General features: G+C 40.6%; 11 protein-coding genes. 1 reads left to right on the forward strand and 10 read right to left on the reverse strand.

The annotated features are described in order from the left end of the window. Positions 1 to 253 precede the first annotated feature (253 nt). The 7 genes from EGC80_RS21440 to pnp form a co-directional block, all read right to left on the reverse strand. Positions 254 to 1138 (reverse strand): nucleoside-specific channel-forming Tsx family protein, encoded by an 885-nt coding sequence (locus EGC80_RS21440; protein WP_124012070.1) that lies wholly within the window; start codon positions 1136 to 1138, stop codon positions 254 to 256. Positions 1139 to 1493: 355 nt separating this feature from the next. Further along, positions 1494 to 2804: a NupC/NupG family nucleoside CNT transporter gene (locus EGC80_RS21445; RefSeq protein WP_124012071.1), complete on the reverse strand. Its 1311-nt coding sequence runs from the start codon at positions 2802 to 2804 to the stop codon at positions 1494 to 1496. A 177-nt stretch (positions 2805 to 2981) separates the two neighbouring features. Then, positions 2982 to 3743 (reverse strand): TatD family hydrolase, encoded by a 762-nt coding sequence (locus EGC80_RS21450; protein WP_124012151.1) that lies wholly within the window; start codon positions 3741 to 3743, stop codon positions 2982 to 2984. A gap of 4 nt (positions 3744 to 3747) precedes the next feature. Beyond that, entirely contained in the window at positions 3748 to 3936 is a 189-nt protein-coding gene (locus tag EGC80_RS21455; protein ID WP_101032508.1) for a hypothetical protein, read from the reverse strand. Between the two features lie 81 nt (positions 3937 to 4017). Then, positions 4018 to 5598 (reverse strand): peptide chain release factor 3, encoded by a 1581-nt coding sequence (prfC, locus tag EGC80_RS21460; RefSeq protein ID WP_101032509.1) that lies wholly within the window; start codon positions 5596 to 5598, stop codon positions 4018 to 4020. A gap of 76 nt (positions 5599 to 5674) precedes the next feature. Continuing rightward, positions 5675 to 6586 carry a lipoprotein NlpI gene (nlpI, locus tag EGC80_RS21465; protein WP_124012072.1) on the reverse strand — a complete coding sequence of 304 codons (912 nt, stop codon included), beginning with the start codon at positions 6584 to 6586 and terminating at the stop codon, positions 5675 to 5677. Positions 6587 to 6732: 146 nt separating this feature from the next. Then, positions 6733 to 8829, reverse strand: a complete 2097-nt coding sequence (pnp, locus tag EGC80_RS21470) for a polyribonucleotide nucleotidyltransferase (protein ID WP_124012073.1) — start codon at positions 8827 to 8829, stop codon at positions 6733 to 6735. A gap of 398 nt (positions 8830 to 9227) precedes the next feature. On the opposite strand from pnp, the gene EGC80_RS21475 reads away from it, so the two are divergent. After that, entirely contained in the window at positions 9228 to 11264 is a 2037-nt protein-coding gene (locus EGC80_RS21475) for a putative bifunctional diguanylate cyclase/phosphodiesterase (protein ID WP_124012074.1), read from the forward strand. A 990-nt stretch (positions 11265 to 12254) separates the two neighbouring features. On the opposite strand, the gene rpsO is transcribed toward EGC80_RS21475, so the two are convergent. From rpsO to rbfA, 3 genes are all read right to left on the reverse strand, one after another. After that, positions 12255 to 12524, reverse strand: a complete 270-nt coding sequence (gene rpsO, locus EGC80_RS21480) for a 30S ribosomal protein S15 (protein ID WP_101032513.1) — start codon at positions 12522 to 12524, stop codon at positions 12255 to 12257. Positions 12525 to 12665: 141 nt separating this feature from the next. Further along, complete coding sequence (gene truB / locus EGC80_RS21485) at positions 12666 to 13619, reverse strand: tRNA pseudouridine(55) synthase TruB (protein ID WP_124012075.1); 954 nt, start codon at positions 13617 to 13619, stop codon at positions 12666 to 12668. Next, positions 13619 to 14164 carry a 30S ribosome-binding factor RbfA gene (rbfA, locus tag EGC80_RS21490; RefSeq protein ID WP_407695559.1) on the reverse strand — a complete coding sequence of 182 codons (546 nt, stop codon included), beginning with the start codon at positions 14162 to 14164 and terminating at the stop codon, positions 13619 to 13621. The genes truB and rbfA overlap by 1 nt, the downstream gene beginning before the upstream one ends. Between the last annotated feature and the right edge of the window lie 59 nt (positions 14165 to 14223).

The following is a 14223-nucleotide window of genomic DNA, read 5'->3' on the forward strand; positions in this document are numbered from 1 at the left end:
CCTAAGTATTCAATCTGATAACGAGTACCACGACTTGAATCCTTGAAGACCGGAAAAGGTAAAACAAAGATATTTGTTTCAACTATTCCGCGAAAAATCCTTTTTAGCGCGTAAAAATAAGACCTTGTAGAGTACAAACCTTTATATAAAAACACTATTATTGGACAATGATTTTAAATGAAAGTTCGATATCCTTGTTTCGGTAAAATATGGAGCCGCTAAACGCGGCTCCATTAAATTATATCTTAAACAACTAGATTTTGTAAGTTGCGGTAAGGAAATGAGTCCAACCAGTAGTATCTAAACCACCAAAGAATTCATTCTTAAACGCGTTATCATTTAAGCCATATGCATGGTAGAAGTACTTACCACCATAACCTAGAGCAAAACGGTCTGTGTGATAATAAAGACCGAAGAATGCAGCGCCACCGTGTTCAGTGTTATTAAAGTCACCATCGGAATTTGTACCAGAATATTCTTCATCCATATCGAATTGGTAATCGACATAGCCTTGGAAAGATAAGAAGCTCTTATCTTCAAAGAAAACAAATGGCTTGAACCAGTTAGCCGAGAATTGGTAACCATTCCAGTCTTTACGGTTAATGTCATAAGCACCATAAAGGTTCATGCCAGTTTTACCTAACCATGGAACCATTACATCCGCACCAACACCCCAGAAAGACATGTTAACATCGCCTTCACCATTGCCTCCGGTATTGATAGCGCCACCACCCCAGTTAAATAGAGTAGAGAAATAAACTTCTTGAACTGGGCCTAAAGATAAATCAGTACCCGTAATGGCATCAATAGAAAAACGAGGAGCGAACTTCATGAACATTTTGCTCTCGCCGTCAGCTTTATCGCCTGAATCACTGTTGCCTAAGTTGAACACATCAACATAACCATAGAGGTCAACAAAGCCAGAACGACCGCCAAACTCCATTTCTAAATAGTTATGAGTAGCTTCATCTTCGTTTGCAATTGGATGCTCATCTATTGCATACATAATGTTAAACTGCATCCAATTATAATCGTTTGCATGAATGTCGCCAGTTTGTTCGGCAGCAGAAACAGTAAATGCAGAACCTGCTAGTGCAACTGTACTTGCTAATACTAAAGTATTTAATTTTTTCATCATCAACCCCATGTATATTATTTAACTATCTTCTTAGATAGCACTTCTTTTTAGTCATTCGTATCTTACCGTTACTGATATTAATCTCAATATTTAATCGATAAAAAAACGAATACAAAATTCTATTTTGTGAACAATGTCGCGACTTTTTGTCTACGAATTGTTAACGCTTTGACATTTTAATTTTGACTAGAGGTTTTAATGTATCCTCTTTTACAATCACTAAAACGGCATAACTTCGTATTGGGAAACGGTGGATTAACACAAAAATCAATAACAACATTGTTACACACTGGGTCTTTAGTCTTTATGAATCTAAAGACCCAGTTTTTTGGGGGATACCCCCCTGGACTGGTTCTTAGATAGCTAAGAATAGACCGGCTATTGTCGCGCTCATTAAGTTGGCAAGCGATGCGGCTATAACAGCACGAACACCAAGCTTAGCAAGGTCATGACGACGGCTTGGAGCCATAGCGCCTAGGCCACCGAGTAGAATTGCGATTGAAGACAAGTTAGCAAAACCACATAATGCGAATGAGATGATAGCTTGAGTTCTAGCAGTCATCGCAGCTTGTGTTCCTTCCACGCATAGTGGTAAGCCTTTAGCGACTTCACTAGCAACACTGGTACACGCTATAGCGGCATCATTAAGGTAAGGAGCAAAGTTTAGGTAAGCGACGAATTCGTTAACAATGATCTTCTGACCAATGAACGAGCCAGCAACCATTGCTTCATTCCAAGGCACACCGATAAGGAATGCTAAAGGCATGAACAAGTAACCTAAGATAAGCTCTAGAGTAAGGTTCTCAAAACCAACGAGTCCGCCAAGGCCGCCTAACATGCCGTTAAGCATGGCGATAAGACCAACGAAAGCAAGCAGCATTGCACCAACGTTAAGTGCTAAATGCATACCAGAAGCAGCACCAGCAGCCGCAGCGTCAATGACGTTAGCAGGCTTATCAGTGTCTTCAGGCAGATCGCCCATTTCGTTTTTAGTTTCTTCAGTCTCTGGGTGAATAAGCTTAGCCATTAATAGGCCACCTGGAGCTGCCATGAAAGAAGCCGCAACCAAGTACTCAATTTTAACGCCCATACCAGCATAACCAGCAAGTACTGCACCAGCGATTGATGCTAAACCACCCACCATGATGGCGAATAGCTCAGAGTTTGTCATAGTCGCAATGAAAGGACGAACAACAAGCGGCGCTTCAGTTTGACCAACGAAGATGTTTGCAGTAGCAGCCATAGATTCTGTACGGCTTGTACCTAGAGCCTTCTGAAGACCACCACCGATGAACTTAATAACCAACTGCATAATGCCAAGGTAATAAAGTACAGCAATCAAAGAAGAGAAGAAGATAATGACGGGTAGTACGCGAATAGCGAAGACGAAGCCAACACCATTTGAGAACATTGCGTCAGTACCTAGACCACCAAATAGGAAGTCGATACCAGCTTGAGAGTAACCAATAACATTGGCAACACCCATTGATACACCGCCAAGCACTTCTTGCCCAACGGGTACATACAATACGAAACCACCGAAAGCGGCCTGAATTGCTAGTGCACCCAAAACGGTACGTTTGTTAATTGCTTTTTTATTATTTGATAGTGCGAAACCTATCAATAGTAAGGTGACCACCCCTACTAAACTCATTACTATATCCATTAATCATCACCCTTTTGTTAACAGTTTTTTTGAATGTTGTTAACTCACCTAATTTCCGCTGATGATTATAACTGAGCGTGAAACGAAAAGCGTCGTTTTGATCAAGTTTTTAAAGTTTAATTTCAAACCCTTACAACATTAAAAAATATTTAACTTAAGGTGTTCATTAAAAAATAACTAAAGGTCAAATAGTTGCAAAGCATTTTGATTCAATTGTTCTAATATACAGACAGTCGACTTTTCCTTTAAAAATGCGATCTCGGACACAACACGAAGAAGAGTGAGTGGGGTGTTACGCGATTGTGGATGATCAAATGGAGCCATGCTTGGCGAATCCGTTTCCAATAAAAAGTGTTCTAACGGTAAATTGACCACGGTTTCACGGAGCTTTTTTGCACTGGGGTTGAGAATTAACCCACCAACACCTAATTTAAACCCGAGCGAAATATAACGTTTGGCCATGTCACTGTTACCATAAAACCCATGCACAACTCCGCCTCGTGTTAGCTTAAAATGTGCCAACATTGTCAGTAATTCTTGATGAGCTTTAACGGCATGTAAAATGACAGGTAATTGATAAGTTTGAGCAAGTGCTAACTGTTTCTCAAGTAACAACAATTGTTTATCAGACCAATGATGTAATTTATCGAGACCACACTCCCCAACAGCCACCAAACGCTTATTTTTACTATGTTGTTGTAACATTGCATCCAGCTTAATAATGGCCGCATCAATGCTCTCAGGCACGTACCAAGGGTGAATGCCAAGCGAAAAAAAACAATCAAATTGTTGCGCTATTTGGATTTGCTTTTGCCATTGGTCAACCGACACACCCGGTAAAATTACCGACGTAATACCGCTACGATGCATAGCCTCAAACAGCTGTTCTCTATCACCATCGAACGCTGACATATCAAGATGAGCATGAGTATCAATCATAAGGTCACTGTTTTTCATTGGCACGATAAACCTGGTGCACTGTGGGTTCAGTTTTTGGTCTATCCATTTCAGGTTCGCTCAACCTTGGTACACAACTACGTTTATTTTCTAGGGTTAATCCCATGTCATCACACCATAAAATGTATTTTTGCCAAGGTTTGACAATAAATAGCTTAATAATAGCGTTAACCATCCTAATTCCCTCATAAAAACAATAATAAAAAAGGCGGCAAAGCCACCTTTTTTAACATCTCTGCAAAAACCATGTTAACAATTAGTGTTCACGCGTCTTAGTGAACTCAATGTCAGGATAGCGTTCCATGGATAAGTTTAGATTCACCATTGTTGGCGCAATATAGGTCAAGTTATTTCCGCCATCGAGGGCTAAATACTGACTACATTTACGCTGAAACTCTTCTAATTTACGCTCGTCTTTGCAATACACCCAACGAGCCGTACTGACACTGATACCTTCGTAAATAGCTTCAACGTTATATTCACTTTTTAAGCGTCCAACAACCACTTCAAACTGAAGTACACCAACCGCTCCCACAATGAGATCGTTAGAGTCAATGGGTCTAAAGACCTGTACAGCACCTTCTTCAGATAACTGAACTAATCCTTTAAGCAGTTGTTTCTGTTTTAAAGGATCTTTTAATCGAATACGACGGAACATTTCAGGGGCAAAGTTAGGCACACCAGTAAAACGTAATTTTTCGCCTTGGGTAAAGGTATCACCAATTCGCATCGTGCCATGATTATGTAGTCCAATAATGTCACCAGGATAAGCAGCTTCAGCACGACTACGATCCCCAGCCATAAAGGTCAACGCATCACTGACATTGACATCTTTACCAATGCGAACATGGTGCATTTTCATACCTTGCTCATACCGACCCGAGCAAACACGCATAAAAGCAACACGATCTCGGTGTTTTGGATCCATATTGGCTTGAATTTTGAAGATAAAACCAGAGAATTTTTCTTCATCAGGAGTGACATTGCGGACATCACTTTCACGAGGAAGCGGCTTGGGGGCCCATTCAACCATACCGTCCAGAATATGATCTACACCGAAGTTACCTAAGGCGGTACCAAAATACACTGGCGTAAGCTCGCCTTTTAGAAAGGCCTCTTGATTGAACTCATGTGAAGCACCCGCAACCAGTTCCATTTCTTCACGGATTTCAGCAGCATAAGAGCCAAGCACTTTGTCTAGTTCAGGATTGTGTAATCCTTTGATAATACGCTCTTCTTGAATAGTGTGACCCATACCACTCTGGTATAAAATGATTTCATCACGCAAAATATGGTAGACGCCTTTAAACTCTTTACCAGAGCCAATAGGCCAAGTGATAGGTGCGCAAGCTATCTTTAAAATAGCTTCGACTTCATCCATTAATTCAATGGGCTCACGAATATCACGGTCACATTTATTCATGAATGTCACAATCGGCGTATCACGTAAACGCGTCACATCCATTAATTTAATAGTACGATCTTCGACACCTTTAGCGGAATCAATCACCATTAAACAAGAATCGACCGCCGTTAGGGTACGATAAGTGTCTTCAGAAAAATCTTCGTGACCAGGTGTATCAAGTAAGTTGATGAGTGCGCCACCGTAAGGAAACTGCATAACAGAGGTGGTAATGGAAATACCACGATCTTTTTCCATTTCCATCCAATCAGATTTAGCATGTTGACCAGACTTTTTGCCTTTTACCGTTCCGGCCTTTTGTAAGGCGTTTCCGAATAAAAGTACTTTTTCGGTGATGGTGGTTTTACCCGCATCGGGGTGCGAAATGATGGCGAAAGTACGACGCTTGTCGACCTCAACGTTATTGCCTGACATGTTAACCTTGCACTAGCCGCTAAAAATGGGGCAAATTATACCGCCTATCGGCAGAATTGGCTAGGCAAAGTGTTTTTTAGCTTTTCAATGGTACTTGGGTAGACTGTTGGATCATATTTTTCATTTTAGCTAATTCAATTCTCGCATAACGATGCTCAACAAAATCATAAATATTAGTCGCTAACGTTAAACGATAAAAATTAGCAGCTTGCTGATATTGGCCATTTGCAGCAGCATGTTTAGCTAAGTAGAAATAAGCTTCACATAAGCGTTCAGCATATTCTTTTGGTTGAGACAAGCCCACTTTTGCAGCAGAAAATACTTGTTCTTGGTTGACGTTACCTATGTAAAAATCAACCAATATACTAGACCAATCTTCATCATTTAACTGTTCACGTTGTTGCGCCAAATTCACTAAAGCGGCATTTTTATCAACCGCAGCAGTCATCAAATAGAGCCAAAGAACCCGGTAACCATCACTAGGGTCTCGCTCATAAAATACTTTCATGTCGTCTACCGCTAATTCGTAGCGCTCGCCATAATATAATGCGATACCGCGATTTAAAAAGGCGTAATCATAATTAGGTGACAGTTCTAATACACCATCAAAGGCTTCATAAGCACTATCGAACTCACCTTCTTGAGTGTAGTAAATGCCCAGAAAGTTATAGGCATCAGCTAAATCGGGTTGTAATTTTAGTGCCTGATGAAAATCAATTCTACCCAGTAAGCGTAATCCGACACTGTCATAAATGACGCCACGATCGTAATGAAAACGTGCGCGTTGCTCGTCAGTTAACTCCATAGTAGCCAAAATTTCATTTAGCTTTGCCAGCGTCACTTCCAACTTATAGTCTGGCATGACAGGAGCGATAATCATCTGTCCTGCAATATTATCATTTGAACCTAACGTTGCAGTACACCCTGACAACAACATGCTTGCACCCACAACAACGGCAACGATTGTGGTGCGTAGTTTACATTCCATCCGCTTTACCTTATCAGGTTCTATTAATATTCAACATCATAGCAATCTGGCAATCTAAGAGCCATCCACATTACAGATTATTTTTCAGCACATAAAAAAAGGAGATCAAATGATCTCCTTTTTTGTGGTTAAACCGTTAAATTAGATTACTCAGCAGTTTCTTTCGCTTGAGCTTCTTTAATTGACAGTCTGACACGACCTTGACGATCCACTTCCATTACTTTTACAGCAACTTCTTGGTTCATTTCTAAATGATCAGATACATTTGCGACGCGCTCATCACTGATTTGAGAGATGTGTACTAAACCATCTTTACCTGGAAGAATGTTTACAAATGCACCGAAATCAACAATACGGATTACTTTACCGTTGTAGATGCGACCCACTTCAACTTCAGCAGTGATTTCTTCGATACGACGGATAGCTTCTTTCGTTGCTTCGCCATTCGATGATGCTATTTTCACAGTACCATTGTCATCAAGCTCAATCGTAGTACCCGTTTCTTCGGTTAGCGCACGAATTACCGCGCCGCCTTTACCAATTACATCACGGATCTTCTCTGGGTTGATCTTGATAGTGGTGATACGAGGAGCATGGGCAGAGATATCATCACGAGGAGAACCAATGGCTTGGTCCATCACGTTTAGGATATGAACGCGTGCGCCATAAGCCTGTTGTAGTGCGATATCCATGATTTCTTTGGTGATACCTTCGATTTTGATATCCATCTGCAATGCAGTGATACCATCACGAGTACCGGCTACTTTAAAGTCCATGTCACCTAAGTGATCTTCATCACCTAAGATGTCAGAAAGTACAACGAAATCGTCGCCTTCTTTAACGAGACCCATTGCAATACCAGCAACAGAACTTTTGATTGGTACACCCGCATCCATTAATGCTAATGAAGTACCACATACTGAAGCCATTGAGCTTGAACCGTTAGATTCAGTGATTTCAGATACAACACGAATGCTGTATGGGAATTCTTCAGCAGAAGGCATCACTGCATTCATACCACGCCATGCTAACTTACCATGACCAATTTCACGACGCTTAGGTGAACCAACCATACCGGTTTCACCAACACAATACGGAGGGAAGTTATAATGAAGCATAAAGCGATTAGTACGTTCGCCCATGATGCTATCAATCTTCTGAGCATCACGTTCAGTACCCAAAGTACAAGTGACTAGTGCTTGTGTTTCACCACGAGTAAACAATGAGCTACCGTGAGTACGTGGAAGTACACCCGCTAACACACTTAATGCGCGGATCATGTCTGGTTCGCGACCATCGATACGTGGCTTACCACTAATAATACGTCCGCGGACCACACTTTTCTCTAAGCTACCAAGTAGGGTGTCGACTTCACGACAATCTACCTCTGGATTCTCTGCAACTAACGCCGCTTTCGCAGCCGCTTTAACAATACCGACTTGTATATAACGGTCTTGCTTGACTTCAATTTGGTAAGCGTCTGTCATGCCAGCTTCTGCAAGCTCTTTGATTTTAGCGACTAAATCTTGATCTTGAACGGGTGCAGTCCAATCCCATGTTGGCTTACCCGCTTCAGCTTTGAATTCGCTGATAGCATCAACAACAACTTGCTGTTGATCATGACCGTAAGTTACCGCACCTAGCATGATTTCTTCTGCAAGCGCTTTTGCTTCAGATTCAACCATAAGTACCGCGGCTTTAGTACCGGAAACCACTAAGTTAAGCGAGCTTGTTGCAAGCAGATCAACCGATGGGTTAAGTACATATTCGCCGTCGACATAACCAACACGCGCAGCACCTATTGGGCCACTGAAAGGAATACCAGAAATAGCTAACGCGGCTGAGGTACCAATCATCGAAATAATATCTGGCTCGATTTGTGGATCAACCGATACCACAGTAATGATAACTTGAACTTCGTTTTTAAAACCGTTAGGAAATAAAGGACGAATAGGACGGTCAATGAGACGTGCAATCAGAGTTTCATCTTCTGAAGGACGACCTTCACGCTTAAAGAAACCGCCAGGAATTTTACCTGCAGCATAGGTTTTTTCTTGATAGTTAACCGTTAGCGGGAAAAAGCTACGGCTTAAGTCCGCAATTTTTTTACCAACGACAGTAACTAATACTGTGGTATCGCCCATGCTTGCTAAAACTGCAGCATCTGCTTGACGTGCCATAACACCTGTTTCTAAGGTGACGGTATGTTGACCATACTCAAAACTCTTTACAATTGGATTCACGTGACCCATTCCTTAATTTAATGACCTTTAATTACGCGCACAAGTATACTTCAATTAGGTTGAATAGTTAAATAGACGCGAGTTACAGAACGTAAAAATCGTTAAAATAATCATTTTCCTACGTGAGATCATTGAATTAAAAAATGATTTAGATGCTATAAAGCTAAGATTATCTCTACTAAGTGGCCTGATGTTCGATATTTGGTTGGATTATTGATGACAAGACAGATGAATTTGACTAAAGTCTTAGTTGATAATGTTAATTTTTGTATGGGGTTAAGCTATTCATTAGCCACGATGCGATTGATTTTTTATTGAATATAAATCTTTTTTGATTTTAGCATTTTGAGCTACAAAATTAATTTAGAAATAGTCACTTATATGACATGGAATAATATATGACGGCCCGTTTTAAGTCTCTTACATGGAAACAAACTAATTTAGTGGTTTTTACTGCTTTGTTTTTTGCAATTGCCATCTTTATTGTCGAAATTGCATTAGTTGTCATTACGACGAAACAACAACTTACTGCTGAACAACAAGAACTGCTCAATTCTGTCGAACAAATTACCACCAATTCGGTATGGTCTTTAGATGATAAACTTGCCAGCCAAACACTTGAAGGCATTATCAAAGTAGATAATGTTGGTTCTGCGGTGATTGAACTTGATGATGGGTCATTATTTGTGTCGGAGGCAAATCAATACGCTGCGTTCCCAAATAGCTACATTTCGTTAAGTAATCGTCTATTTGGTGATCTAAAAGAGATCTCCCGTCCGCTATATCGACCATTCTATTTTGAAGACAATAAACAACAGCAGCTGATTGGCACGCTGACAATTTTTTACGACACACAAAAACTCACCGCTAAACTATTTAATCAGTTACAACTAGGGTTAATTGCAACTTTGGCTCGCGCATTATTGCTCACACTGGTATTAACCGTGGTGTTTCATCGTTTTCTCACTCAACCCATCGCTCGCATTAGTGAAGCCATCGATAAAATTGATCCTGACTATCCCGATGAAAACTTATTGCCCATGTCAAAAGCCCATAAAGATGATGAATTAGGGCTAGTGACCAGTAAATTTAATCAAATTTTATTACAGTTCAGCCAAACTCAGAATAAGCTGCGCAAAATGGCTACGCGAGATCCACTCACAGGGTTACCAAACCGGACATTATTATTAGAAACATTGAATGTCACCATTCAGCGTTCACGCGTTCATAAACGCAATTTTGCGTTACTCTTTATTGACTTAGATCGATTTAAAAATGTAAATGATTCATTAGGCCATGCAATCGGTGATCAATTCCTCGCCCGTATTGCACGTATTCTAGAAAGAGTGGTTGGTGATAGAGGCAGCGTGGCTCGTTTAGGCGGTGATGAATTTGTGATTTTAGCAGATGAAATCCAAACCCCTTCACAAGCAGCTGATTTTGTTGATAAGTTACTTATTCAATTAAATACTCCAATTCAACTTAATGAACATGCAATTCATCCAGCGGCTTCTATCGGCATATCGATATATCCTGAAGATGGTACCACTGCAGAGGATTTAATTCGTCATGCCGATATAGCAATGTACAGCGCTAAAGCGGCTGGATCGAATCAGTGGTCCTTCTTTAAGCAACAAATGACCGATCGCGCTGCGGTGAGATTGCGCACAGAAGCGTCGTTACACGATGCATTAAAAAACAACGAATTCTTATTGTATTTTCAGCCTAAATTTGATCTAAAAACCAATAAAGTAGTGGGATGTGAAGCCCTTATTCGCTGGCAAAAAGACGGTCGTTTAATCAGCCCGATGTCGTTTATCCCTGTTGCGGAAGAAACCGGTATTATCATCCCTATCGGACGATGGGTCATAGAGCAAAGCTGTAAAGTCATTAGAGATTGGCAACGTAAATTCAATTATGAAATCCCCATTGCAGTGAATGTGGCATCACAACAATTTGCAGATGCTAGTTTAGTGCCTGATATTAAGCAATTGGCAATACGTTATCAAATACGTCCAGAATTGCTTGAAATAGAAATTACAGAAACGTCACTCATGAATGATGTTGAGCAAGCTATTACCAAGTTAGCACAGCTGAAATCAGCTGGCTTTGGCATTGCGGTCGATGACTTTGGTACCGGATATTCTTCATTGTCATATTTGCGCCACTTACCGATTACCACAATGAAAATTGATCGTGCATTTGTGAGTGATCTTCCACAAGATAGCGCAATTGCGTCGACTATTTTAATGCTTGGCCGTCAACTTGATTTGACCATTGTTGCTGAAGGTATTGAAAATATCCAACAACTTGAATGGCTCAAAGACAATCAATGTGAAATTGGCCAAGGTTTTTACTTCAGCCAGCCGCTGCCATTAGCTGAGTTTGAAGAAAAATATATTGCCTGCAATACCGCAAAAATATTGCATGTTTAAACGCAATTTATCAGCCACAGTAATCTGATGTAATCACTGTTAATTGTCACGATACAGTTAACAGTGATTGGCCTTAAGACAGCTTCGAGATTGACCTCAATTTAAATCACTGCAGTTACACTGAATACGTCCCAACTATAGCTATTTTCATATCCATACTCTACAAACTCATTTTTGTATTTGCTCTCTCATCAGCTTGGGCAAGCTGTTTTTATATAATTATATTGTAATAAAACATCGAGATTAACAGCCGTTGCGATTAGGGTAACCTAGTCTGGAGGATCACCACGACACTAATAAGATAAGTATTTGAAGGCAAAATGTGAGTCACTATACACTGGCCTAATATCCATTAATGTCATTTATTATTGATAATAGCTTAACTTACCTCCAACTTAGGTTAATCAATTTAGGTTAATCACAGAGTTATTAGCGGGAGGGATAAATAAATGTGTTACATAGGTTAAAGTCTGAATATTTCACCTGTCTCATATCAAACTGGTCATTTGTGTTGCGAACAAAGCGACTTCACGTGGTAATAGCTGGGTTAATCGCGGGTCTATTGCCATTCAATGTAACCTATATAGCGGCACAAAGCACAGTTTGGTTACCTTTTATTATCCTGTTCTAGAGGTTAACGTACAGTGCCTGACACTTTGCAATCTAATACAAGGCAGCATTAAACCGAGTCAATACCCTGTAAAATCGGGTTCTACGCTGGTAATGCTTTACGAAATACATCTATAGGAAACAACCACAATTTGTACATCCAAACCTTAGTGATTACTGAGCAAGTGTTGGGCCCTATCTATGGGAACTGTATTAATACAGATTAGAAAAACCAAAGTATCGATGAGTGCAAAAACGACTGAAAAATGATTATTAGAGGGGTTTAACAAAGCGATAAGCTTTTTTTAACTAATAAAAAAGGAGGCCAAAGCCTCCTTTTTTACGGTTTAATCTACTTACAAACGTAAACAGGACATCGAATTAACGACGTAAACCTAACTTCTTGATCATAGCAGTGTAACGAGCTACGTCAGTACGCTTTAAGTAAGCAGAAAGCTTACGGCGTGCATTAACCATGCGTAATAAACCACGACGAGAGTGGTGATCATGGATGTGCTCTTTAAAGTGACCTTGAAGGTGGTTAATTTGAGCAGTTAACAAAGCTACTTGAACTTCAGTTGAACCTGAATCGTTTTCGCCGCGACCAAAATCAGCTAAAATTTTTGCTTTTGCTTCAGCACTTAGTGACATGTGTATCTCCAAAAAAAGTAAATGTATCTCTAGCCGATCACTAACTCAGCCAGAGCGAGCGCAGTATTTTAACCAGATTGATGGTTAACCGCAATATAAATTCAATTATTTATTTGTAAAGCAGACTTTAAAGCCAACTGACTACTCTGTTGGATCATTGTCGTGTATCACAATCAAGCGTTTTGGTGCTAATAAACCATCATCATTCATGGTACCAATACCAACAAACCGACGTTCATCGCCAATAGTGATACGAACCAATTCATTAGGTTTAAGACCCGCAGCTTGAATCGCTTGTCCTTGCATAACGTAATACAGCATCGCTTGTGGCAAATTAATTTCAGCGAAATTAGCCACTGCGGTATCCATTGGCAGTAATAACGGATCCATCAAGGTCTTAGGCGCTACATCTTGCCTATGAGCTTGCTCAAGTAACGCTTCTAATTGTGCTAAGGTAACCATTTTTTCATACGGGTATTCGGCAACTTGAGTACGACGCAACATAATAACATGTGCTCCACATCCAAGCATTTCACCTAGATCATCAATAATGGTCCGTATGTAAGTCCCTTTAGAACAATGAATATCTAGCGTTAATTCATCACTTTCAAGCTTAATAAAGTTTAACTCAAATACGGTGATAGGCCGCGACTCACGTGGGATTTCAATTCCCTCACGGGCATATTTATACAAAGGTTGACCTTGGTATTTTAATGCCGAATACATTGACGGTATTTGTTGAGTCGTTCCTCGGAAAAACGCAAGCTTCTCATCAAGTAATTCTTGGGTAATGTTAATAGGGCGCGTTTGTACGACTTCCCCATCTGAGTCACTAGTATCAGTACGTTCACCCAATTTAGCCGTCACGAGATAGCGTTTATCCGCTTCTAATAAATGCTGAGAGAACTTCGTCGCTTCTCCAAGACAAATAGGCAACATACCCGTTGCTAACGGGTCTAAAGCACCTGTATGACCCGCTTTATTGGCATTAAAAAGACGCTTAACTCTTTGCAGGGCAAAGTTAGAACTCATGCCAGTATCTTTATCGAGTAATACGATTCCGTCGATGAAGCGACCTTTAGGGCGACGAGCCATTAATCTTGCTCCTTGTCACCGTCAACAGACTCGCTGTTCTCAGAGGCTTCTGGAGTAGACTGTTGCTGCGTTTCACCGTCAACCGACTCGCTGCTATCGTAGGCTTCTGGAATAGAATGTTGCTGCGTGTCACCGTCAACAGACTCGCTGCCATCGTAGGCTTCTGGAGTAGACTGTTGCTGCTTGGCTTTATCTTTGTTGATCACTTGCGTCACTAGGTTAGACATACGCATGCCTTCAACCAGTGAGCTATCATAGATAAAACGTAATTCAGGCATGACGCGTAATTTCATGCGCCCAGCAACTAAAGTACGGACATAAGGTGCAGCAGCAGTAAGTGCATCAATTTTTTGTTGGACAAGTTCAGTATCTTCTTCATAGAAGGTCACAAACACTTTTGCATAACTCAAATCACGAGAGACGTCGACGTCGTTTACTGTGACAAAACCAATGCGAGGATCTTTCATATCGCGTTGCAACACCATTGCAAGTTCTTGCTGGAGTTGTTGTGCAATACGGCGTGTACGACTAAATTCTTTTGCCATGATGATATGCCATATCGTTAGGTCTACAATCAAAAAGGGCGGCTAAAGCCGCCCTTCCA

Source organism: Shewanella psychromarinicola (assembly GCF_003855155.1).
Taxonomy (GTDB): Bacteria; Pseudomonadota; Gammaproteobacteria; order Enterobacterales; family Shewanellaceae; genus Shewanella; species Shewanella psychromarinicola.

What these genes read in the sequence shown, in the direction of transcription:
- EGC80_RS21440 (WP_124012070.1), bottom strand. Translation starts at nt 1,138, where the DNA reads ATGATGAAAAAATTAAATACTTTAGTATTAGCAAGTACAGTTGCACTA.
- EGC80_RS21445 (WP_124012071.1), bottom strand. Translation starts at nt 2,804, where the DNA reads ATGGATATAGTAATGAGTTTAGTAGGGGTGGTCACCTTACTATTGATA.
- EGC80_RS21450 (WP_124012151.1), bottom strand. Translation starts at nt 3,743, where the DNA reads ATGATTGATACTCATGCTCATCTTGATATGTCAGCGTTCGATGGTGAT.
- EGC80_RS21455 (WP_101032508.1), bottom strand. Translation starts at nt 3,936, where the DNA reads ATGGTTAACGCTATTATTAAGCTATTTATTGTCAAACCTTGGCAAAAA.
- prfC (WP_101032509.1), bottom strand. Translation starts at nt 5,598, where the DNA reads ATGTCAGGCAATAACGTTGAGGTCGACAAGCGTCGTACTTTCGCCATC.
- nlpI (WP_124012072.1), bottom strand. Translation starts at nt 6,586, where the DNA reads ATGGAATGTAAACTACGCACCACAATCGTTGCCGTTGTTGTGGGTGCA.
- EGC80_RS21475 (WP_124012074.1), top strand. Translation starts at nt 9,228, where the DNA reads ATGACGGCCCGTTTTAAGTCTCTTACATGGAAACAAACTAATTTAGTG.
- rpsO (WP_101032513.1), bottom strand. Translation starts at nt 12,524, where the DNA reads ATGTCACTAAGTGCTGAAGCAAAAGCAAAAATTTTAGCTGATTTTGGT.
- truB (WP_124012075.1), bottom strand. Translation starts at nt 13,619, where the DNA reads ATGGCTCGTCGCCCTAAAGGTCGCTTCATCGACGGAATCGTATTACTC.
- rbfA (WP_407695559.1), bottom strand. Translation starts at nt 14,164, where the DNA reads ATGGCAAAAGAATTTAGTCGTACACGCCGTATTGCACAACAACTCCAG.